2 protein-coding genes (1 of these 2 cut by a window edge) are annotated in these 25,722 nt (G+C 70.7%); both read left to right on the plus strand.

What is annotated here, in order from left to right; genetic code table 11:
- Complete coding sequence (locus KDK82_RS05260) at positions 1 to 9,918, plus strand: non-ribosomal peptide synthetase (RefSeq protein ID WP_179217851.1); 9,918 nt, start codon at positions 1 to 3, stop codon at positions 9,916 to 9,918.
- Positions 9,918 to 25,722, plus strand: partial view of a non-ribosomal peptide synthetase gene (locus tag KDK82_RS05265; protein WP_088164194.1) — the 5' portion only. 2,729 nt of this gene lie beyond the right edge of the window; only the first 15,805 of its 18,534 coding nucleotides appear in the window; its start codon is at positions 9,918 to 9,920; its stop codon lies beyond the right edge, outside the window. Before KDK82_RS05260 ends, KDK82_RS05265 begins: the two co-directional genes overlap by 1 nt.

Consider the following 25,722-nt stretch of genomic DNA (forward strand, 5'->3'; position numbering starts at 1 on the left):
ATGTCCCTGAACGATCTCGATTCCCGCAAGTCCCGCCTGTCCGATGCGCAGCGTGCCGCACTGGCCCTGAGGCTCCGGGGTGCATCCGGTGCAACCGCTGCATCTGGCGCAGGTGGCCTGCCGGACGGCCACGCCCGCAACACGGCCCACACCATCACCCGCTGCGACCGCACGCTGGCCATTGCCCTGTCCCCCGCGCAGCGCAGCCTCTGGCTCACCTGGCGGCTGGAGCCCGCCAGCCCCGCCTACAACATGGTGGGATCGCTGTCGCTCAAGGGGCCGCTGGATGCGCTGGCGCTGGAGCAGGCGCTGCAGGCCCTGGCCGAGCGCCACGAGATCCTGCGCACCTGCTATCCGGCCGGTGAGGACGGCGAGCCCCGGCAGTCCATCCAGCCCGTCGCGCCCGTGCCCCTGCGCCTTGTCGATCTGGGCGCATGGGCGGACGGCGATCCGCAGGCCGAGGCGCAGCGCCAGGTGCTGCTGCTGGCCCGCCAGCCCTTTGCGCTGGACACGGAAATGCCACTGCGCGCCGTCCTGTGCCGGCTGGGCGCGCAGGAGCATGTGCTGGGCCTGTCGCTGCACCACATTGCGGGAGATGGCTGGTCCAACGGCATCGTGGTCGAGGAGCTGTTCCACCTGTACGAGGCCCTGCGCACGCAGCAGCCATCGCGCCTGCCGGCCATGGCCCTGCAGTTCGCCGACTACGCCGTCTGGCAGCGCCGCTGGTTCGATGCCGGTGAGCGCGAGCGGCAGCTGGACTACTGGCGCGCCCGGCTGGGCACCGAGCATGAGGCCCTGGCCCTGCCGATGAAGCAGGCCAGGGCGGCCGCGCAGGAGGCACAGGAGCAGCGCCTGGAGTTCACGCTCCCCCCTGCGCTGGCCACCCGCGTGCGTGCCCTGGGCCGCGCGCATGGCGCCTCGCTGTTCATGGTGATGCTGGCCCTGCTCAAGCTGGTGCTGTACCGCTTCAGCGGCACGCGCGAGCTGCGCGTGGGCACGCCCGTGGCCAACCGCCAGAAGGCCGAGACGCATGGGCTGATCGGCTACTTCCTGAACCTGCTGGTGCTGCGCACGCACATCGATCCCGCGCAGGACTTCGGCGCGCTGCTGGCGCAGGTGCGCGAGGCGGTGCTGGGCGCGCAGGCCCACCAGGACCTGCCGTTCCACCTGCTGGTCGAGGCGCTGCAGCCGGCCCGCCAGCCGGGCGTTCACCCGCTGTTCCAGGTCAAGTGCACCCAGCAGGAAGATGCCTCGGCCGCGCGCCACATCGCAGGCCTGGAGATCGCCATGCAGGCCGTCTCCAGCGGCCAGGCGCATTTCGACCTGAGCCTGGACTTCACCGACCGGCAGGACGGCATCGACTGCGTGCTGATCTATGCCGATGCCCTGTTCGACGAGGCCGTGGTGCGCGACATGGCCGCCGCATTCCAGGACCTTGCGCTGCAGGTCACCGGCGCAATCAGCGACAGGCAGCCCAGGCTCGGCGAGCTGTCGCTGCCAGGCCGCGTGTCGGAGTCTGCAGGCCCGGTGCAGGCCTTTGGCGCCGACAGCGTGCTGCAGCTCTGGTCGCGCGCCGTGCAGGCCCATCCCGATGGCACGGCGGTCAGGGACGCGGGCTCGGCCCTGGACTATTCACAGCTGGACCGGCAGTCCGACCAGCTGGCCCGGGCCCTGGTGGCGCGCGGCGTGGGGGCCGATGTGCGCGTGGCCCTGCATGCCGAGCGCAGCTGCGCCTTTGTGCTGGGCCTGCTCGCCGTGCTCAAGGCCGGTGGCACCTATGTGCCCCTGGACCCCGGCCTGCCGGCGCAGCGGCTGGCCTGGCAGCTGCGCGACAGCGGCGCGGTGCTGATGCTCTGCCAGCAGGCGCCCGCCTGGGACGCGGGCGTTCCCCTGTTGAGCCTGGACCTGAATGCCTGCCAGGAGCCGTGCATTGCGGGGGAGGCGCCGCCGGCCGCGCCGCCGCATTCCGCACAGGGCGCCTATGTGATCTACACCTCGGGCTCGACCGGGCAGCCCAAGGGCGTGGTCGTCAGCCACGGGGCGCTGGCCCACTATGTGCAGGCCGTGCTGCAGCGGCTGGACCTGCCCGAGGCGGCGCGCAGCATGGCCATGGTCTCGACCGTGGCGGCGGACCTGGGGCACACCGTGCTGTTCGGCGCGCTGTGCTCGGGGCGCGCGCTGCATCTGATGGCGCCCGAACTGGCCTTCGACCCCGACGGCTTCGCGCGCTACATGGCGGAGCACCGGGTGGACGTGCTCAAGATCGTGCCCAGCCATCTGCAGGGGCTGCTGAATGCCGGCATGCCCGCTGACGTGCTGCCTGCCAGCCGCCTGGTGCTGGGCGGCGAGGCCACGCGCTGGCCGCTGATCGACCGCATCGCCGCGCTCAGACCCGGCTGCCGCGTGCTCAACCATTACGGCCCCACCGAAACCACGGTGGGCATCCTCACCCAGGAGGCGGGCGAGGCGCTGCGCGGCGGCGAAAGCCTGCCCGTGGGCGGGCCGCTGGCCAATAGCCGCGCCCTGGTGCTGGATGCCGACCTGCAGCCCGTGCCCCTGGGCGCCAGCGGCGAGCTGTACCTGGGCGGGCCGGGCCTGGCGCGCGGCTACCAGGCCCGGCCCGGGCAGACGGCAGAGCGATTCGTGGCCAGCCCGTTCCAGCCGGGCGAGCGCCTGTACCGCACGGGCGACCGCGTGACCATGCTGGCCGATGGCAGCCTGCAGTTCCTGGGCCGCATGGACGACCAGGTGAAGGTGCGCGGCTACCGCGTGGAGCTGCGCGAGGTGGCGCTGGCGCTGCAGGCCGTGCCCGGCGTGGCCCAGGCCGAAGTCGTGGCGCGGCTGGACGGGAATGGGGATGGGGGCGGGGACGGGCGCATGCAGCTGCATGCCTATGCCGTGCCCCAGGCCGGCCTGCCCGCCGACAGGCCGGGGTGGGCCGCCGCGCTGGCGCAGGCGCTGCCCGAATACATGGTGCCCGCCAGCATCACCGTGCTGGAGGGCATGCCCCTGACGGCCAACGGCAAGATCGACCGCAAGGCCCTGCCCGTGCCGGAGCAGGCGGCCGCCGATCTTTTCGAGGCGCCCCAAGGCGAGGCTGAGCAGGCGCTGGCCGCCGTCTGGGCCGACCTCTTCGGCCTGGAGCGCGCGGGCCGGCATGACGACTTCTTCGCGCTGGGCGGGGACTCCATCCTCGCGCTCAAGCTGGTGGCGCGCGCCCGCAAGCGCGGCGTCAAGCTCACGCCCAAGCAGCTGTTCACGGGCAAGACGCCGGCGGGTGTGGCACGGCTGGTGGAGGGGCCGGTCGCCGGCGCCGAGCAGACCGAAGGCGCGGCGCCCCTGCCCAGGGCCGACCGCAGTGGCCCGCTGCCGCTGTCCTTTGCGCAATTGCGCCAGTGGTTCCTGTGGCAGCTGGAGCCGGCCGGTACGGCCTATCACATCAGTGGGGCGCTGCGTCTGCTGGGCACGCTCGATGTGCTGGCGCTGCAGCAAAGCTTCGACGCGCTGGTGGCGCGCCACGAGTCGCTGCGCACGGTGTTCCGCATGGGCGGGGACGGGCAGGTGGTGCAGGTGATCGCCGCACAGGGCGGTGTGCGGGTCGAGCAAACGGATCTGTCCGAACTCCCCGCTGCGCAGCGCCAGGAACAACTGGAACAGGCGGCGGCTGCCGTGCACCGCCAGCCCTTCGACCTGCAGGCTGGGCCGCTGCTGCGCGTGGGCCTGATCCGGGAGTCGGCCGAGGCGCATCTGCTGGTCGTGGCCATGCACCACATCGTCTCCGACGGCTGGTCCATGCAGATCATCGTGGATGAATTCGTGCAGCAGTACCGCGCACGGTGCCAGGGACAGGTGCCGCAGGCCGCCCCCCTGCCGCTGCAGTACGCCGACTACGCGGCCTGGCAGCGCCAGTGGCTGGAGGCCGGCGAGCGGCAGCGGCAACTGGCCTACTGGCGCGCCCAGCTGGGCGACACGCACCCGGTGCTGCAACTGCCCACCGACCACCCGCGCCGGCCCGGCGCGGACCATGTGGCCGCCAGCCATGGCCTGCAGCTGCCGGCCGGTCTGGTCGGCAGCCTGCGCCGCCGCGCCCAGGCGCAGGACGCAACGCTGTTCGTGCTGCTGCTGGCCGGCCTGCAGGCCGTGCTGCACCGCTACACGGGCCAGGAAGACATTCGCGTGGGCGTGCCCATTGCCAACCGCCACCGGGTGGAAACACAGGGCACGGTGGGCTTTTTCGTGAACACCCAGGTTCTGCGCGCCACGCTGGACGGGCGCATGGGCCTGGCGCAGCTGCTGGACCAGGCCCGGCAGGCCGCCCAGGGCGCGCAGGCCCATCAGGACCTGCCCTTCGAGCAACTGGTCGAGGCGCTGCAGCCCGAACGCAACGCCGGCACCCAGCCGCTGTTCCAGGTGCTGTTCAACCACCAGCGCCAGGACCGCAGCGCGCTGCAGCAACTGCCTGGGCTGGAGCTGCAGGAATATGCGCTGCAGGGCCAGGGTGCCCAGTTCGAGCTGACCGTGGACACCACCGAGGATGCGCAGGGCCGCCTGCACCTGCGCCTGACCTATGCCCGCGAATTGTTCGAGGCCGCCACCATCGGCGCGCTGGCCGGCCACTATGTGGCCATGCTGCAGGCGCTGGCCGATGATCCGGCCCGCAAGGTGGGCGAGGTCGCCTTGCTGGGCGCGGCCGAGCTGCACAGGCAGCAGGCATGGGGCCGCGCCGCCGGCCTGCCTGCCGGCCGGCCGGCCGCAGCGCAGACGCTGCACGGCCGCTTCGCCAGCCAGGCATTGGCGCGAGCCGGGGCGCAGGCGCTGTCCTTCGAGCACCACGTTCTCGGCTACGCCGAACTCGACGCCCGGGCCAACCGCCTGGCCCACCGCCTCATCGCCCTGGGCGTGCGGCCGGAGACCCGCGTGGGCATCGCCATGCAGCGCTCGGTGCAGATGGTGGCCGGCCTGCTGGCCATCCTCAAGGCCGGCGGCGCCTACGTGCCGCTGGACCCGGATTACCCTGCCGACCGGCTGGCGCACATGGTGGCCGACAGTGGGATCTCCCTGGTGCTGACGCAGGCTGCGCTGCGCGAGCGCATTCCCGGCGCTGCTGCGCTGCAGGTGCTGGAGATCGACACGCTGGACCTGTCGGGCGAACCCGATACCGATCCGCAGGTCGATGTGAACCCGGACAGCCTGGCCTATGTGATCTACACCTCGGGCTCGACAGGCAAACCCAAGGGCGCGCAACTGAGCCACCGCAATGTGGCACGGCTGCTGGATGCCACCGATGCCTGGTTCGGCTTCGGCCCGGACGATGTCTGGACCCTGTTCCACTCCTACGCCTTCGACTTCTCGGTCTGGGAGATCTTTGGCGCCCTGTGCACGGGCGGCAGGCTGGTGGTGGTGCCTTACTGGGTCAGCCGTTCGCCCCAGGACTTCCTGGCCTTGCTGCGTGCGGAGCGCGTAACGGTTCTCAATCAAACGCCTTCGGCCTTCGGGCAGCTGGTGCATGCGGTGGAGCAGGAAGATGGGAACGAGCAGGGCGGCGCTGGCCTGGCGCTGCGCCAGGTGATCTTCGGCGGCGAGGCGCTGGAGCCCGAGAGCCTGCGGCCCTGGTTCCACCGCTTCGGTGACCAGGGCCCGCAGCTCATCAACATGTACGGCATCACCGAGACCACGGTGCATGTGACGTACCGGCAGATCACCAAGGCGGATTTGGACGGAGGCCGCAGCCCCGTTGGCGTGGCGATTCCGGACCTGGGCCTGTACGTGCTCGATGGCAGCCTGAACCTGCTGCCGCAGGGCGTGGCGGGAGAGTTGTATGTGGCGGGTGAGGGCTTGGCACGCGGCTATCTCAACAGGCAAGGACTGACGGCAGAGCGCTTCATTGCCAACCCGTTCAGCGAGACAGGCGAGCGCCTGTACCGCACGGGCGATCTGGTGCGCTGGAACACTCAGGGCGAACTCGAATACCTGGGCCGTGCCGACCAGCAGGTCAAGATCCGGGGCTTCCGCATCGAGCTGGGCGAGGTGCAGTCGCAGCTGCTGGCCCAGCCCGAGGTGCGCGAGGCCGTGGTTTTGGCCAAGGATGGTGCAAGGCTGATCGCCTATGTCTCCCTGCGTGACGCGGTGGAGGAAAGCCAGCTCAAGCAGCGGCTGGGCCAGGCGCTGCCCGACTACATGGTGCCCTCGGCCATCGTCGTGCTCGAAGCCCTGCCTTTGACGGCCAACGGCAAGGTGGACCGCAAGGCGCTGCCCGAGCCGGAGATGGCGAGTGCGCAGGAATACGAGGCACCGCAAGGTGAACTCGAAGAAACGCTGGCGAAGATCTGGGCCGAGGTGCTGGGCGTGGAGCGCGTGGGCCGGCAGGACGGCTTCTTCGAGCTGGGCGGGCATTCGCTGCTCGCCCTGGGCCTGCTGGAGCGCGTACGCGCCCAGGGCCTGCGCGTGCAGGTGCGCACGCTGTTCCAGCATCCGAGGCTGGCGGAGTTTGCGCAGGCGGTGCGGCAGGAGCAGCAGGGTGAGCAAGGGGAGCAGGTGGCCGGCGAAATCGATGTGCCACCCAACGGCATCCCCGAAGGCTGCACGGCGATCACGCCGGACATGCTGACCCTGGTGGCGCTGGATGAAGATGAGATTGCACGCATTGCGCAGGCGGTGCCCGGTGGCGCAGCCAACATCCAGGACATCTACCCGCTGGCGCCGCTGCAGGAGGGGATTTTGTTCCACCACCTGCTGCAGTCCGGGGGCGATGTGTTCGTCTCGCCCAACCTGCTGAGCTTCGGGACGCGCGAGCAGCTGCAATCCTTCGTGCACAGCCTCAACCAGGTGATTGCGCGCCATGACATCCTGCGCACGGCCGTGCTCTGGGAGGGGCTGTCCGAGCCCGTGCAGGTGGTGCTGCGCCAGGCACCGCTGCAGCTGCAGTGGCCTGATGCGGATGAGGCACATGAGGCACTGGTGCCGCAGATGCTGGAGCAACTGCGCAGCCACGACCTGCGCCTGGACGTGCGGCAGGCGCCGATGATAGGGGCGCGGGCCGCGCACGATGCCGGGCAAGGCCGCTGGCTGCTGCAGCTGCTGAGTCACCACCTGGTGATGGACCGCATCACGCTGGACCTGCTGCTGCAGGAAGTGCTGCGGCTCCAGCAGGGCCGTGCGGCCGAGCTGCCGGTGCCCGTGCCCTTCCTGCGCTTTGTGGCGCAGGCGCGCCAGGGCGTGGCGGCCGAGGCGCACGAGCGGTTCTTCCGCCGCATGCTGGCCGATGTGCAGGAGCCCACGGCCGCCTTCGGCCTGCTGGACGTGCAAGGCGATGGCCGTGGCATGGAGGAGGCCCGCCTGCGGTTGGACGCCCCACTGGCCCAGGGCATGCGCGGCCAGGCGCGTGCGCACGGGGTCAGCCCCGCCGCGCTCTGCCACCTGGCCTGGGCGCTGGTGCTGGCCCGGACCAGCGGCAGGCAGGAGCCGGTCTTCGGCACCGTGCTGATGGGCCGTATGGACGGCGGCGCCGGTGCGCAGCAGGCGCTGGGCATGTTCATCAACACCTTGCCGCTGCGGCTGCCGCTGGGCGAAGGCAGCGTGCTCCAGGGCCTGCGCAGCACGGCGGCGGCGCTTGCGGCGCTGCTGCAGCACGAGCATGCCAGCCTGTCGCTGGCCCAGCGCTGCAGCGGCCTGCCTGCGGGAACGCCGCTGTTCAGCGCATTGCTGAACTACCGGCATGGCGCGGCCGAGGGTGCTGCGCAAGAGCTGGCCCGGGCCGGCGTGCAGGTGCTGGGCCGCCCCGAGCGCAGCAACTATCCCGTGGGCATGGCCGTGGATGACGACGGCCAGGGCTTTGTGCTCGTCGCCCAGGTGGTGCGCAGCGTAGGGGCCGGGCGCGTCTGCGCCTACATGCAGCAGGCCCTGCAGGCGCTGGTGCAGGCGCTGCAGCAGCAGCCCGGCCGCGACCTGCGCACGCTGGACGTGGTGCCCCCGGCCGAGCGCCAGGCGCTGCTGGCGCAGGCCGGCAACCCCCGGTCCTGGCCGCAGGCCTTGCCGGTGCACCGCATGTTCGAGGCGCAGGCAAGGCAGCGGCCCCAGGCCCCGGCCCTGGCTGCGGACGGGCAGGTGTTCAGCTACGGCGATCTGGACCGGCGGGCCAGCCGCCTGGCGCAGGCCCTGATCGCCCAGGGGCTGCGGCCCGGGCAGCGCGTGGGCCTGGTGGCCGAGCGCGGGGCCGCCATGGTGGCCGGCCTGCTGGCCATCCTCAAGGCGGGCGCCGCCTACGTGCCCGTCGATCCGGCGCTGCCCGATGAGCGCATGCAGTACATGCTGCAGGACAGCGGGGCCTGCCTGGCGCTGGCCTCGGGCTTGGCGCCGGGCCGGCTGGCCTTGCTCGCCGCCAGCGTGCCGAAGGTGCTGGAACTGGAGGCGCTGGAGGTACCGGAGGTGCTGGAGGCAGTGGAGGCAAGGGAGCCAGGGCCGCAGGCAGGCACGGAACGCGCGCCCCGCGTCGAGGTGCATGGCGACCAGGCGGCCTATGTGATCTACACCTCGGGCTCCACCGGGCGGCCCAAGGGCGTGGTGGTGCGGCATGCGGCCTTCTCCAACTTCCTGCAGTCCATGGCGGCACAGCCGGGCCTGCAGGCGCAGGACGTGGTGCTGGCCACGACCTCCGTGTCCTTCGACATTGCGGGCCTGGAAATCTTCCTGCCCCTGGCCGTGGGCGCGCAGCTGGTGGTGGCCGGGCGCGAACAGGTGCGCGACGCGGCCGCGCTGGCGGCGCTGCTGGAGCGCAGCCGCGCCAGCGTGATGCAGGCCACGCCCTCGGGCTGGCGCCTGCTGCTGGCCGGTGGCTGGAAGGCGGCACGGCCGCTGAAGGCGCTGTGCGGCGGCGAGGCGCTTGCACCGGACCTGATCGCCCTGCTGCGCGCGGCGGGCGTGGACCTCTGGAACCTCTACGGCCCGACCGAGACCACGATCTGGTCCAGCCTGCAGCAGGTGCAGGGCGATGCCGCCACCCTGGGCCAGGCCATCGCGGCCACCCGGCTGCTGGTGCTTGACGAAGGACTGCGCTGCGTGCCGCAAGGCGTGGCCGGGGAGCTGTTCATTGGCGGCCAGGGCCTGGCGCGCGGCTACTGGCAGCGGCCGGGCCTGAGCGCGGAGCGTTTTGTGGCCGATCCTTTCGCGGGTCCGGGTGAGGCTGGCGAACGCCTGTACCGCACGGGCGACCTGGTGCGCCGCAATGCCGATGGCGCGCTCGAATACCTGGGCCGGCTGGACCACCAGGTCAAGATTCGCGGCCACCGCATCGAGCTGGGCGAGGTGGAGGCCGCGCTGCTGGCCCAGCCCGAGGTGCGCGAGGCCGTGGTCACGGCAGCGGGGTCCGGCAGCGATACGCGCCTTGTGGCGCACGTATCTCTACATGCACCGCTGCATGCAGGCCCGCCCCTGGACGCTGCGGCACTGCGCGCAAGACTGGCCAGCGGCCTGCCCGACTACATGCTGCCATCCGCCATCGTGGTGCTGGACACGCTGCCGCTGAACAACAGCGGCAAGGTGGACCGTGCCGCGCTGCCTGCGGCGCAGGCATCGTCCGGCCCGTCCTACGAGGCGCCTTCGGGGCAGGCCGAGGAAATGCTGGCCGGGCTCTGGTCCGAGCTGCTGGGCAGTGGCCGCGTGGACCGCCGCGACAGCTTCTTCGAGCGCGGCGGGCACTCGCTCAAGGTGGTGCAACTGCTGGCGCGGCTGCAGGGGGCAGGCGCTGCGGGGCTGACCGCCCAGGACGTTTTCCGCACCCCGGTGCTGCAGGACATGGCGGGCCTGGTGCGCCTGCCGGCCCATGGCAGCGCGGATGCTGCGGGTGCAACAGGCACGACAGGCGCGGATGCGCAGGCGCTCGATGCGCTGGATTCCTTTCTCGAAACTCTGGGAGATATCTGATGGACCGTGGCCGCCTGCGCCAAATCGCCGAGCGCTTTGCAAGCCTGAGCCCTGCCCAGCGCACGCTGGCATTGCAAAAGATCCGGGCCGAGGGATTGGATCTCTCGCACTTCCCCATCCCTGTCCGCGCACCATCGCCCGACCAGACCGAAGCCCTGTCCCATGCGCAGCTGCGCCAGTGGTTCCTGTGGAAGCTGGACCCGCAAAGCTCGGCCTACCACATCGCCCAGGCCTCGTGGATGCATGGCGAGCTGGATCTGGCGGCCTTGCGGCAGGCGTTCGGCGTGCTGCTGGAGCGCCACGGCGGACTGCGCACGGTGTTCGAGGAAAGCCCCGACGGCCTGGCGCGGCAGCGCATCGTGCCGCAGCTGGCCCTGGAGTTGCCGCTGATCGACCTGACCCCCTTGCCTGCCGCACAGCGGCGCGAACGGGCCCTGGCCGAAGCCGAGCGCCTGTGCCTCACGCCCTTTGACCTGACGCGCGGCCCGCTGCTGCGCGTGGCCGCCGTCCGCCTGGACAGCCGCCAGCACCTGCTGGTGGTGGTGATGCACCACATCATCTCCGACGGCCGCTCCATGCAGATCCTGCTGGAGGAGTTCGCCGGCCTGTACGCGGCACTGGTGCAGCAGCGCCCGACCCGCCTGCCGCCGCTGCCCATTGCCTACACCGACTACGCCGCCTGGCAGCGCGACTGGCTGGAGGCCGGGGAAAGGCAGCGCCTGCTGGACTACTGGCTGCCCGAACTGGCCGGGGGGCAGGACCTGCATCTTGAACTGCCCGCCGACCATGCCCGCGCGCCGGGCGCCGAGACCCTTTGGCATGCCGCCTGGCACCGGCTGGATCTGCCCGCCAGCCTGGTGGCCGGACTGGAGCAGCGCGCCCGCGAGCAGGGCACCTCCCTCTTCGTGGCGCTGCTGGCCGGTTTCCAGGCCCTGCTGCACCGCTATACCGCCGAGACCGATATCCGCGTGGGCGTGCCCGTGGCCAACCGCAACCAGCCCGAGGCCCAGCCGCTGGTCGGCTTCTTCGTCAACACGCTGGTGATGCGTGGCCGGCTCGATCCCCGCATGCGCCTGCAGGAGCTGCTGGCCCAGCTGGCCGAGCGGGTCCGCCTGGGCCTGGCCCACCAGGACCTGCCCTATGAGCAACTGGTCGAGGCGCTGCAGCCGCGCCGCAGCCTGGACGGCAGCTCGCTGTTCCAGGTGATGCTGAACTACCAGCACGAAGAGGCGGCCGGCCTGGCGGGCCTGGAGATCCAGAAGCTGGAGCTGGACGGCCTGGCCGCCCAGTTCGAGCTGACCCTGCACGCCAGCCGCCGCGCCGACGGCAGCCTGCAACTGGGCTTTGCCTATGTGCGCGAGCGCTTCGAGCCGGCCACGGTGCAGCGCATGGGCGCGCATCTGTCGCTGCTGCTGCAGGCGCTGGCGCATGCGCCGCAGTGCGCGCTGGACCAGGTGCAGCTGCTGCCCGGCGATGAGCAGGCGCAGCTTCTGGACCGCAGTGCGCGCCGCAGTACCCGCAATGGACCTGCCCTCAACCCTGCGCAGCCCGCCTGCCTGCACCAGCGCTTTGCGGCAAGCGCGCAGCAGCGGCCAAATGCGATGGCGTTGACCTGCGAGTCCGCACAACTGACCTACGCCGAACTCGACGCCCGGGCCAACCGCCTGGCCCACCGCCTGATCGCCCTGGGTGTGCGCCCGGAGACGCGCGTGGGCATTGCCATGCAGCGCTCGGTGGAGATGGTGGTGGGACTGCTGGCCATCCTCAAGGCTGGTGGCGCCTATGTGCCGCTGGACCCGGACTACCCTGCCGACCGGCTGGCGCACATGGTGGCCGACAGCGGGATCTCTCTGGTGCTGACGCAGGCTGCGGTGCGCGAGCGCATTCCCGGCGCCGCTGCGCTGCAGGTGCTGGAGATCGACATGCTGGACCTGTCGGGCGAACCCGATACCGATCCGCAGGTTGAAGTCTCGGCCGACAGCCTGGCCTATGTGATCTACACCTCGGGCTCCACGGGCCGCCCCAAGGGCGCACAACTGAGCCACCGCAACGTGGCACGGCTGCTGGATGCCACCGATGCCTGGTTCGGCTTCGGGCCTGACGACGTCTGGACGCTGTTCCATTCCTACGCCTTCGACTTCTCGGTCTGGGAGATCTTCGGCGCCCTGTGCACGGGCGGCAGGCTGGTGGTGGTGCCGTACTGGGTCAGCCGCTCGCCCCAGGACTTCCTGGCTTTGCTGCGTGCCGAGCGCGTAACGGTTCTCAATCAAACGCCTTCGGCCTTCGGGCAGCTGATCCATGCGGTGGAGCAGGATGAAGAAGGCAGTGCTGGCCTGGCGCTGCGCCAGGTGATCTTCGGCGGCGAGGCGCTGGAGCCCGAGAGCCTGCGGCCCTGGTTCGAGCGCTTTGGCGAGCAGGCCCCGCAGCTCATCAACATGTACGGCATCACCGAGACCACGGTGCATGTGACGTACCGGCAGATCACCAAGGCGGATCTGGAGGGTGGTCGCAGCCCTGTTGGCGTGGCGATTCCAGACCTGGGCCTGTATGTGCTCGATGGCAGCCTGAACCTGCTGCCGCAGGGCGTGGCCGGGGAGCTGTTCGTGGCGGGCGAGGGCTTGGCACGCGGCTATCTCAACAGGCAAGGACTGACGGCAGAGCGCTTCGTTGCCAACCCGTTCAGCGAGACGGGCGAGCGCCTGTACCGCACGGGCGATCTGGTGCGCTGGAACGCTCAGGGCGAACTCGAATACCTGGGCCGTGCCGACCAGCAGGTCAAGATCCGGGGCTTCCGCATCGAGCTGGGCGAGGTGCAGTCGCAGCTGCTGGCCCAGCCCGAGGTGCGCGAGGCCGTGGTGCTGGCCAGGGATGGTGCAAGGCTGATCGCCTATGTCTCCCTGCGTGACGCGGTGGAGGAAAGCCAGCTCAAGCAGCGGCTGGGCCAGGCGCTGCCCGACTACATGGTGCCCTCGGCCATCGTCGTGCTCGAAGCCCTGCCTTTGACGGCCAACGGCAAGGTGGACCGCAAGGCGCTGCCCGAGCCGGAGATGGCGAGTGCGCAGGAATACGAGGCACCGCAAGGTGAACTCGAAGAAACGCTGGCGAAGATCTGGGCCGAGGTGCTGGGCGTGGAGCGCGTGGGCCGGCAGGACGGCTTCTTCGAGCTGGGCGGGCATTCGCTGCTCGCCCTGGGCCTGCTGGAGCGCGTACGCGCCCAGGGCCTGCGCGTGCAGGTGCGCACGCTGTTCCAGCATCCGAGGCTGGCGGAGTTTGCGCAGGCGGTGCGGCAGGAGCAGCAGGGTGAGCAGGGTGAGCAAGGTGCGCAGGTGGCCGGCGAGATCGACGTGCCGCCCAATGGCATCCCCGAAGGCTGCACGGCGATCACGCCGGACATGCTGACCCTGGTGGCGCTGGATGAAGATGAGATTGCACGCATTGCCGCTGCGGTGCCCGGTGGCGCAGCCAACATCCAGGACATCTACCCGCTGGCGCCGCTGCAGGAGGGAATTCTGTTCCACCACCTGCTGCAGTCCGAGGGCGATGCCTATGTCACCTCGCACACGCTGAGCTTCGACTCGCGCGAGCGGCTGCAGCGGTTTGCCGAGAGCTTTGACCAGGTGGTCGCGCGGCATGACATCCTGCGCACGGCCGTGTTCTGGGAGGGCCTGGCGACGCCCGTGCAGGTCGTCTGCCGGCAGGCCCGTCTGCCGCTGCCCTGGCTGGAGGAGGGCGGAACAGCGGCATCATCGCAGGACGCGCAGGACGCGCAGGACGCGCAGGACGCGCAGGCCCGGCTGGCCGCCTGCGCCCAGGGCTACCGCATCGACCTGCGCAAGGCGCCGCTGATCCACCTGGTGGCCGCGCACGACGCGCCGGGCCAGCGCTGGCTGCTGCAGATCCTGGCCCATCACATGGTGGACGACAACACCACGCTCAAGCAGGTGATCGGTGAGATCGCGCTGATCCAGCAGGGCCGCTCCAGTGCGCTGCCCCGGCCGCTGCCGTTCCGCCGGTTCGTGGCCCAGGCGCGCTCGGGCGAGGGCACGGCCGGGCATGAGGCGTTCTTTCGCGCCATGCTGGGCGATGTGCAGGAGCCCACGGCGCCTTTCGGGCTGCTGGACGTCCAGGGCGACGGAGCGCGCACGAACGAGGTGCGGCAGGTGCTTGACGGCGGCCTTGCCGCCCGGTTGCGGCAGCAGTCCCGACGCCACGGCGTCAGCGCCGCCGCGCTGTTCCACCTGGCCTGGGCCCTGGTGCTGGCCAGGACCAGCGGCAGGGACGACGTGGTGTTCGGCACCGTTCTGTTCGGCCGCATGCAGGCGCAGCAGGGCGCGGCCCGCGCGCTGGGCATGTTCATCAATACGCTGCCGCTGCGCGTTCGCCTGGCCGGTCGTGGCGTGGCCCAGGCCCTGCGCCAGACCCAGTCCGCGCTGACGGACCTGCTGCACCACGAGCATGCCAGCCTGTCGATGGCCCAGTCCTGCAGCGGCCTGGCCGGCGGGGCGCCGCTGTTCACGGCCCTGCTCAACTACCGGCACACGGCGCTGCAGGACGCGGACGCTGGCGATGCCTGGACCGGCGTGCAGATACTGCAAAGCCACGAGCGCACCAACTTCCCGTTCGGCCTGTCGGTCAACGACACGGGCGAGGGCTTCACGTTGATCGCGCATGTGATCGATGCGGTGAATGCCCACAGCATGTGCGGCTACATGCACGAGGCGCTGGACGGCCTGGCCGATGCCCTGGCGCGCGACCCCGGCCAGCCCGTGACCGCGATTGCGGTGCTGCCCGCGCATGAACGGGACAGGCTGCTGCAGTGGAGCCTCAATGGCAAGTCCCATCCCGAGGCCCTGCCCGTGCACCGGGAATTCGAGGCCCGCGTGCGGGAGCAGCCCGATGCCGTCTGCCTGGTCCATGGCGACGAGGCGCTGACCTCGGCCCAGCTCAACGCCCGTGCCAACCGGCTGGCCCACCGGCTGATGGCCCTGGGCGTGGGGCCGGACGTGCGCGTGGGCGTTGCGCTGGAGCGCTCGGTGGACATGGTGGCGGGACTGCTGGCGGTGCTCAAGGCCGGTGGCGCCTACGTGCCGCTGGACATGGAGTACCCGGTGGATCGCTTGGCCTACATTGCCCAGGACAGCGGCATTGCCCTGCTGCTGACCGAGCGCAAGGCACGCGAGCGCCTGCCGTTCGCGCAGGCGCTGAACGTGGTCGAGCTCGACGGCCTGGACCTGGACGCGGGGCCTGACCACAATCCCGGCGTGGCGGTCCATGGCGACCATCTGGCCTATGTGATCTATACATCGGGCTCCACCGGCCGGCCCAAGGGGGCGGCCAACCGGCATGCCGCGCTGTCCAATTGCATGGCCTGGATGCAGGACCACTACCGGCTCACGCGGGCCGACGCGGTGCTGCACAAGGCGGCCTTCGGCTTCGATGTCTCGGCCTGGGAAATCTTCTGGCCGCTGACGGCGGGCGTGCGCCTGGTGGTGGCCCGGCCCGGCGACCATCGCGATCCCGAGCGCATCGTCGCGCTGATCCGCCGCCACCAGATCACCACGCTGAACTTCGTGCCGGCCATGCTGCAGGCGTTTCTGGCCCATGAAGGCATCGAGGAGGAGACCCGCCTGCGCTACGTGATCTGCGGCGGCGAGGCCATGCCGGCCGAGACACAGCGCGAGGCCCTGCGCCGCCTGCACGGCGTCAGCCTGCAAAACCTCTACGGCCCGACCGAGGCCGCCATCCACGTGACGCACTGGACCTGCCGCGACGATGGCCGCAGCCCGGTCCCCATCGGCCGCCCCGTCAGTGCGACCAAGGCCCTGGTGCTGGGCCAGGATCTGGGACTGGTTCCCGCAGGCGTGGCCGGCGAACTCTATCTGGGCGGGCAGGCGCTGGCGCAGGGTTACCTGGGCCGGCCCGGCCTGAGCGCCGAGCGCTTCGTCGCCGACCCGTTCGACCAGGGCGGCGGCCGCCTGTACCGCACGGGCGACCTGGTGCGCTGGAACGATGAAGGCCAACTGGAGTACCTGGGGCGCCTGGACCACCAGGTGAAGATCCGGGGCTTTCGCATCGAGCTGGGCGAGATCGAGGCCCGGCTGCTGGCCCAGCCCCAGGTGCGGGAGTCCGTGGTCGTGGCCCGCAAGGGCCCTGCCGGAATGCACCTGGCGGCCTATGTCTCGGCGCATGAAGGGCAGCAGGTCACGGCGGACGAACTGCGCGAGCGCCTGGCCCTTGAACTGCCGGACTACATGGTGCCGGCCGCCATCATGGTGCTGGACCGCCTTCCCCTGAATGCCAACGGCAAGGTGGACAGGGCCGCCTTGCCCGAGCCAGAACTGCTGGCCAGCCTGCACTACGAGGCGCCCGTGGGCGACGGCGAGCAGCGTCTGGCCGCACTCTGGAGCGAGGTGCTGGGCGTGGAGCGCGTGGGGCGCCAGGACCATTTCTTTGAGCTGGGCGGGCACTCGCTGCTGGCCCTGAAGCTGCTGGAGCGCATGCGCGCCCAGGGCTGGGTGACGCAGGTGCGCACGCTGTTCCAGCACCCCCGGCTGGCGGATCTGGCGCTGGCGCTGCGCCGCGAGCAGGGCCTGCCCCGGCATGAGGTGCAGGTGCCGCCCAACGGCATCCCCGAAGGCTGCACGGCCATCACGCCCGCCATGCTGACGCTGGTGGCGCTGGACGTGCAGGAGATCGCGCGGGTCGAGGCCGCCGTGCCCGGTGGCGCGGCCAACATCCAGGACATCTATCCGCTGGCGCCGCTGCAGGAAGGCATTCTGTTCCACCACACGCTGCACCAGCAGGGCGACGCCTATGCCACGCCGACGCTGCTGGGCTTTGACACGCGCGAACGGCTGCTGGGCTTTGTGGCCCATCTGAACCGGGTCATCGCACGCCACGACATCCTGCGCACGGCCGTGCTGTGGGAAGGGCTGGCCGAGCCCGTGCAGGTGGTCTGCCGGCAGGCGCAGGTGCAGCTCGACTGGCTGGAGGAGAGCGAAAAGGAGAGTGAAGGGGAGAGCGAAGGGGAGAGTACGGATGTGGCCAGCCGGCTGCAGGCCGTGATGGACCCGCGCGTGCAGCGCATCGATGTGCGCCGTGCACCCATGATCCGCGCCGTGGCGGCGCAGGATGCGCCCAACGGGCGATGGCTGCTGCAGCTGCTGACCCACCACCTGGTGCTGGACCACACGACGCTGGAACGCATCGTCGAGGAGATCGCGCTGATGGCCCAGGGCCGCGAGGCGGAGTTGCCCAGGCCCCTGCCGTTCAGGCGCTTCGTGGCCCAGGCCCGGCTGGGCGTGAGCACCCGGGAGCATGAGGACTTCTTCCGCGCCATGCTCGGCGATGTGGATGAACCCACGGCGCCGTTTGGCCTGCTGGATGTACAGGGGGACGGCAGTGCGGTGCAAGAGGCCAGGCTGGCCTTGGACGAGCCCCTGGCGCGCAGTGTGCGCCGGCAGGCGCAGCGCCATGGGGTGAGTGCAGCCAGCCTGTTCCACCTGGCCTGGGCGCTGGTGCTGGGCAGGACCACGGGCAAGGATGATGTGGTGTTCGGCACCGTGCTCTTTGGCCGCATGCAGGGCGGGGAGGGCGCGTACAGCGCGCTGGGCATGTTCATCAACACGCTGCCGCTGCGCATACGGCTGGGCGGGCGCAGCGTGCAGGAGTGCCTGCATGAGACGCATGCGGGGCTGACAGGGCTGATGCACCACGAGCACGCCACGCTGTCGCTGGCGCAGCGCTGCAGCGCTCTGGCGGGGGGAACGCCGCTGTTCTCGGCCCTGCTCAACTACCGCTACAGCGTGGCGCCGCAGGAGGGGGCCGCAGCGGGCGCGTGGGAGGGCATGACGGCGCTGGGCGGACAGGAGCGCACCAACTACCCCGTGACCGTGTCCATCGACGACCTGGGCGAAGGCTTTGGCATCGTGGCCCAGGCCGATGCTGCTCTGGGGGCTGAACGGCTGTGTGGATACATGGCGGCGGCCGTGGCCTCCCTGGTCCACGCGCTGGAAAGCGAGCCCGGCCTGGAGGCTGCGGCGCTGGACATGCTGGACGGCAAGGAATGGGCGCAGCTGCAGGCCTGGAGCCTGGGCGCCCGAACCGAACCAGGGATGCAGCCGGTGCACCAGCTGATCGAGCGCCAGGCCAAGGCACGGCCGGATGCCGTGGCGCTGGTCTTTGGCGATCAGGTTCTGAGCTATGACCAGCTCAACCGCCGCGCCAACCAGCTGGCACACCGGCTGATGGCATTGGGCGTGAGGCCGGAGACCCGGGTCGGCATCGCCATGGAGCGGTCCATCGAGATGGTGGTGGGCCTGCTGGCCATCATGAAGGCCGGTGGCGCCTATGTGCCCCTGGACCCCGATCACCCGCCCGAACGGCTGGCGCAGATGATCGAAGACGGCGCCGTGCGGCGCCTGCTCACCCACAGCGCGCTGCGCGAGCGCCTGCCCGCAGGCGAGGATCTGCAGTGGCTGGACATCGACCGCATCGATGTGGCCGGTGAATCGCAGCGCAACCCGGTGGTTGCCGTGCATGGGCAGCATCTGGCCTATGTGATCTTCACCTCGGGCTCCACGGGCCGCCCCAAGGGCGCGGCCAACCGGCATGCGGCCCTGCACAACCGGCTGGCCTGGGTGCAGCAGGCCCATGCGCTCGATGCCTCGGACGCCGTGCTGCAAAAGACACCGTTCAGCTTCGATGTGTCGGTCTGGGAGTTCTTCTGGCCCCTGATGGTCGGCGCCCGGCTGGTGATGGCTGCGCCTGGCGATCACCGTGACCCCGCAAGGCTGGTGGCGCTGATCACGGGCCATGGCGTCACCACCGTGCACTTCGTGCCTTCCATGCTGCAGGCCTTTGTGGCGCACGCGGGCGTTGCGGCATGCACGGGCCTCAGGCGCATCCTGTGCAGCGGCGAGGCCCTGCCGGCCGAGGCGCAGAACGCCGTCTTCAGGCTCCTGCCCGGGGCCGGTCTCTACAACCTCTATGGCCCGACCGAGGCGGCCATCGACGTCACCCATTGGCGCTGCCGCGACGACGGGCGGCGCCAGGTTCCCATCGGCCAGCCCATCAGCGGCATCCGCACCTATGTGCTGGACTGCGCCATGCGGCCGGCGCCACAGGGCGTGGCTGGCGAGCTGTACCTGGGCGGCATGGGCCTGGCGCGCGGCTATCTGAACCGCCCCGCACTGACGGCCGAGCGCTTTGTGGCCGACCCGCTGGACACGCAGGGCGGCCTGCTGTACCGCACGGGCGACCTGGTGCGCTGGAACGGCGAAGGCCAGATCGAGTACTTGGGCCGCCTGGACCACCAGGTGAAGATCCGCGGCCTGCGCATCGAGCTGGGCGAGATCGAGGCCCATCTGCTGGCCCAGCCCGGCGTGCGCGAGGCCGTGGTGGTCGCGGCACAAGCCACGTCGGGCGCGGCGGGCGCGCGCCTTGTCGCCTATGTGGCCAGTCCGGACGCCGATGCGGGGCTGTCCGAAACCTTGCGCCAGGCTTTGGCAGGGCGGCTGCCGGACTATATGCAGCCTTCGGCCATCGTCGTGCTGCCTGCGCTTGCGCTCAATGCCAACGGCAAGGTGGACCGCAAGGCCCTGCCGCAGCCCGAATGGGCGCAGCGTGGATACGAGCCGCCGCACAACGGGGTCGAGCAGCAGCTGTCGGCGATATGGGCCGAGCTTCTGGGGCAGGACCGCGTGGGGCGGCGCGACAACTTCTTCGAGCTGGGCGGGCACTCGCTGCTGGCCATGGGCATGCTGGAGCGCATGCGTGCGCATGGCCTGTCGGCCTCGGTGCGCAGCCTGTTCCAGCATCCGCAGCTGGCGGATTTTGCGGCGCAGCTGATGCAGGCGGACGGCGCCGCCCAGGTGCAGGTGCCGCCCAACGGCATTCCCGAAGGCTGCACGGCCATCACGCCCGCCATGCTGACGCTGGTGGCGCTGGACGTGCAGGAGATCGCACGGGTCGAGGCCGCCGTGCCAGGTGGCGCGGCCAACATCCAGGATATCTATCCGCTGGCGCCGCTGCAGGAAGGCATTCTGTTCCACCACACCCTGCACCAGCAGGGCGACGCCTATGCCACGCCCACGCTGCTGGGCTTCGACACGCGGGAGCGTTTGCTGGGCTTTGTGCAACGGCTCAACCGGGTCATCGCACGCCACGACATCCTGCGCACGGCCGTGCTGTGGGAAGGGCTGGCCGAGCCCGTGCAGGTGGTCTGGCGGCAGGCACAGGTGCTGGTCGATTGGCTGGAGCTTGGTGAAAGCGAGGGCGAAGGCGATGTGGCCGCCGCACTGCAGCAGCGCCTGGACCCGCGCGTGCAGCGCATCGATGTGCGCCGCGCGCCCATGATCCGCGCCGTGGCGGCGCAGGATGCGCGCAACGGCCGCTGGCTGCTGCAGCTGCTGACCCACCACCTGGTGCTGGACCACACGACGCTGGAGCGCATCGTCGAGGAGATCGCGCTGATGACCCAGGGCCGCGAGGCGGAGCTGCCCAGGCCCCTGCCGTTCAGGCGCTTCGTGGCCCAGGCCCGGCTGGGCGTGAGCACCAGCGAGCATGAGGACTTCTTCCGCGCCATGCTCGGCGATGTGGATGAACCCACGGCGCCGTTTGGCCTGCTGGATGTGCAGGGCGACGGCAGCGCGGTGGAGGAGGCCAGGCTGGCCTTGGACGAGCCCCTGGCGCGCAGCGTACGCCGGCAGGCGCAGCGCCATGGGGTGAGCGCGGCCAGCCTGTTCCACCTGGCCTGGGCGCTGGTGCTGGGCAGGACCACGGGCAAGGACGACGTGGTGTTCGGCACCGTGCTCTTTGGCCGCATGCAGGGCGGGGAGGGCGCGCACAGCGCGCTGGGCATGTTCATCAACACGCTGCCGCTGCGCATACGGCTGGGCGGGCGCAGCGTGCAGGAGTGCCTGCAAGAGACGCATGCGGGGCTGACGGGGCTGATGCACCACGAGCACGCCACGCTGTCGCTGGCGCAGCGCTGCAGCGCTCTGGCGGGGGGAACGCCGCTGTTCTCGGCCCTGCTCAACTACCGCTACACCGCAGCGCCGCAGGAGACGGAGGCAGCGGATGCAGCCTCGGGCGCGTGGGAAGGCATGACGGCCCTGGGCGGGCAGGAGCGCACCAACTACCCGGTGGACATGTCCATCGATGACCTGGGCCAGGGCTTTCGTCTGGTCGGGCAGGCCAGCAAGGCCGTGGGCGCGCAGCGCCTGTGCGCCTACATGCTGGCCGCCGTGGAAGGCATTGTTGCGGCCCTGGCCCAATCGCCCGCGCTGCCGGCCTGCGATATCGAGCTGTTGGACCGGGACGAATGGGCGCAGCTGACGCAATGGGCGCAATCGGTGCAGTCTGGATGCAACCCGCAGAGCCGCGACGCCCAGCCCCTGGTGCACAAGCTGTTCGAGCAGCAGGTGGACGAGCGGCCCCAGGCCACGGCCCTGGTCTTTGGCGACGAATGCATCAGCTATGCGCAGCTCAACCGGCGTGCCAACCGCTTGGCGCACCGCCTGATCGCCGAGGGGGTGGGCGCGGAGGTGCGCGTGGGCATTGCGGTGGAACGCTCGGTGGAGATGGTGGTTGCCGTACTGGCCGTGCTCAAGTCGGGCGCGGCCTATGTGCCCCTGGACCCCGGCTATCCGGCCGAGCGCCTGGCCCACATGGTCGAGGACAGCGGCATGGCCTGCCTGCTCACGCAGTCCCGCCTGGGGCTGGAGGTGGCCGGTCGCGTGAAGGCGCTGGACCTGGATGCCATCGGCGCGATGCTGGGGCCCGACCACAACCCCGGCGCCGCCGTGCATGGCGAATGCCTGGCCTATGTGATCTACACCTCGGGCTCCACCGGCCGCCCCAAGGGCGTGGGCATCTCCCACCGCTGCCTGGCCGAACAGGCGCAGCTGGCCGTCGGCTTTGCCGCGCTGTCGCCGCAGGACCGCGTGCTGCAGTTCGCCACGCTGAATTTCGATGGCTGCATCGAGCAACTGTTCGCGCCCCTGGTGGCCGGCGCGGCCATGGTGCTGCGCGGGCCCGAACTCTGGGACAGCGCCACCTTCCACAGGGAACTCATAGCCAGGCAGATCAGCGTGGCCGATCTGACCACCGCCTACTGGCTGCTGCTGGTCCAGGATTTCGCGCGCCAGGGCCTGCGCGGGTATGGGCGGCTCAGGCAGGTGCATGTGGGTGGCGAGGCCATGCCGGGCGCCGGCCTGCAGGCCTGGCGCGATGCCGGGCTGGGCCATGTGAGGCTGCTCAATGCCTATGGCCCGACCGAGGCCACCGTCACGGCCTCCCTCTTCGACTGCACGGGCCTGGTGGAAGGCGCCGGCGCGGCGCCCCAGGACCTTCCCATAGGCCGGCCTCTGGCGGGCCGGCACATGTGGGTGGTGGACGACCGGATGCGCCCCGTGCCCCTGGGCGTGGCCGGCGAGCTGTGCATAGGCGGCCCCCTGCTGTCGCGCGGCTACCTGAACCGGGCAGGGCTCAGCGCGGAGCGCTTTGTCGCAGACCCCTTCGGCCGCGATGGCGCAAGACTCTATCGCACGGGCGACCTGGTGCGCTGGAATGCGCAGGGCCAGCTGGAGTACCTGGGGCGGGTGGACCACCAGGTCAAGATCCGCGGCCTGCGCATCGAGCTGGGCGAGGTGCAGGCGCAACTGTTGGCGCTGGACGATGTGCGCGAGGCCGTGGTCGTGGCCGGCGAGGGACCGGCGGGCACGCGGCTGCTGGCCTATGTGTCTGCCCGCAGCGGGCGGACCCTGGACGAGCAGGAGATGCGCGAGCGCCTGGCCACGGTACTGCCCGACTACATGGTGCCGGGCGCCATCATGGTGCTGGACCAGTTGCCGCAGAACGCCAACGGCAAGCTGGACCGGCAGGCCCTGCCCGCGTTCGGCATGCCAGCCGCCAGCCAGGCGCCAGAGGGCGAACTGGAGACGCTGCTGGCCCGTATCTGGGCCGAGGTGCTGGGCCTGGAGCGGGTGGGGCGCAGCGACAACTTCTTCGCGCTGGGCGGTGATTCCATCCTCAGCCTGCAGATCGTCTCGCGCCTGCGCCGCTTCGGCTGGAAGCTATCGCCACGGCAACTGTTCGAGCGGCAAAGCATTGCCGAGCTGGCGCGTGTGGCCGAGCCCGTACAGGACGAGGCCGTGGAGCAGGACACCCCGGTCCAAGGGAGCGTTCCCCTGCTGCCCATTCAGGCGGAGTTCTTCGAAACGGACGTGCCGCAGCGATCCCACTGGAACCAGGCCCTGCTGCTGCGCAGCACGCAGCCGCTGCAGCCTGCGCCGCTGCGCCAGGCCCTGGCCGACCTGCTGGCCCGGCACGACAGCCTGCGCCTGCGCTTTCGCCCCACGGCGCAGGGCGCCTGGGAGCAGGCCTACGCAAGCCCGTCCGAGGCCGACCTGCAGGCACTGCTGTGGGTGCGCCAGGCACGGGATGCCGGCGCGATCGAGGCCTTGTGCGAACAGGCGCAGCGCAGCCTGGACATCGTCCACGGGCCGCTGCTGCGCGGGCTGTGCATCGAGGTGGGCGACGGCAGCTGGCGCCTGCTGCTGGTGGCCCACCACCTGGTCGTCGATGGGGTCTCCTGGCGCATCCTGCTCGAGGACCTGCGTTCGGCCTATGCCAGCCGGCTGCAGGGCCTGGAGCCCGCCAGGGTCCACAAGACTGCCAGCTACCAGCGCTGGTCGCAGGCGCTGCAGGCCCATGCCGCGCAATGCGGCGGCGAGCTGGCCTTCTGGCAGGCGCTGGCCCAGGTGCCGGCAGGCCTGCCCTGTGCCCGCCCCGAGGGGGCCAACACCCTGGCATGGCAGTCCAGCGTCGAGCTGCGGCTGGACCGCGAGCGCACCGAGGCCCTGATCAGCCGCGTGCCGGCCGCCTACAGGACGCAGATCAACGACATCCTGCTGGCCGCCCTGGGGCGCGCCCTGTGCGCGTGGAGCGGGCAGCAGCGCATCCTCGTGGACCTGGAGGGCCATGGCCGCGAGGAGCTGTCGGCCGGCGTCGACGTCTCGCGCACCGTGGGCTGGTTCACCAGCGTCTTCCCGGTGGCGCTCGATGCGGGCACAGGCCCGGGCGACGCGCTCAAGCGCGTCAAGCAAAGCCTGCGCGAAGTGCCGCTGCACGGCCTGGGCCATGGCGTGCTCAAGTACCTGGGCACGGCGCAGCAAAGGCAGGCCATGCGGGCCTTGCCCCAGGCCAGCCTGGTCTTCAACTACCTGGGGCAGTTCGATGCAAGCTTTGACAGCGCGGCTCAATGGTTGCCGGCTGCCGAGGGCAGCGGCATGCCCGCCGACGCCTCGGCGCCGCTGTCGCACGAGTTCACCATCAATGGCCGCGTCTACGACGGCGAGCTGGTGATGACGGCCGTCTTCAGCACGGCCCGCCACGACACCGCCGATGTGCAGGCCTGGATGGGGCGCTACCGGCAGGAGCTGGAAGGCCTGATCGACCACTGCCTGAGCGGCGCGCAGGGGGTGACGCCCTCGGACTTCCCGCTGGCGCGGGTCACGCAGGCGCAACTGGACGGCCTGGACCTGCCTGCGGGCAATCTGGCGGACCTCTATCCGCTGTCTCCCATGCAGTCGGGCATGCTGTTCCACAGCCTGTCCGATCCCTCGGGGCTGTCCTACGTCACCCAGCTGCGCATCGGCGCGCATGGCCTGGATGCCGCGCGCTTCCGAAAGGCCTGGCAGGCGGTGCTGGACCGCCATGCCGTGCTGCGCAGCGGCTTCCTGGCCGATGCGTCCCTGCCGCTGCAATGGGTGGCCAGGCAGGTCCTGCTGGACATCACCGAGCATGACTGCCGGCACAGCGAGGATGTGGCGGGGGCCCTGGATGCCCTGGCCGCCGGGCAGTTCGCGGCCTTCGACCTCAGGAAGCCGCCGCTGATGCGGCTGGCCCTGGTCCGGGTGTCCGATGGCAGCCACCACTGCATCTGGACCGCCCACCACCTGCTCACGGACGGATGGAGTTCATCGAGCCTGCTGGGCGAGGTGCTGCGCGACTACAAGGGCATTGCCGTGGAGCCCGTGGACACCAGCTACCGCGACTACATCGCATGGCTGCAAGGCCTGGACCACGGGGCCAGCGAGGCCTACTGGAGGCGCCTGGTGCAGCCGCTGCACGAGCCCACCTTGCTGGTGGATGCGCTTGCCCGGCCTGTTGCCTTGCCTGCAGCCCGGCAGGGGCACCACGAGGCCGGCGCCGCGCTGGAGGCCGGTGCCACGCAGCAGCTGGTGGAGTTTGCCCAGCGCGAGCGCGTGACGGCCAACACCCTGGTGCAGGCCGCATGGTCGCTGGTGCTGGCGCGGTACACGGGCCAGGACACGGTGGCCTTCGGGGCCACGGTGGCAGGCCGCCCGCCCGAGCTGGCCGGCGTGGAAAGAATGCAGGGGCTGTTCATCAACACCTTGCCGGTGGTCGTGGCCTGCGACGGCGCGCTGGAGCTGGGCCCCTGGCTGCGCACGCTGCAGGCTCAGAACCTGGCCTCGCGCGAGCATGAGCAGACCTCGCTTTCGGACATCCAGCGCTGGGCGGGCAAGGGCCAGCGCGGCCTGTTCGACAGCATCCTGGTGTTCGAGAACTACCCCATGGATGCGGTGCTGTCCGCGCATGACGACCCGCATCTGCGATTTGCGGTGACGCATGCCATCGACGTGACCTCCTATCCCATGGACCTGGAGGTGCGGCTGGGCGATGTGCTGTCGCTCAAGATGATCTACCAGCGGAGCAGCTTCGGCGATGACGCCGTGCAGGCCCTGCTGCGGCAACTGGTGCAGGTACTGGAGTCCATGG

Origin of the sequence: Delftia sp. K82 (genome assembly GCF_002193035.1) — a bacterium.
Taxonomy (GTDB): Bacteria; Pseudomonadota; Gammaproteobacteria; order Burkholderiales; family Burkholderiaceae_C; genus Comamonas; species Comamonas acidovorans.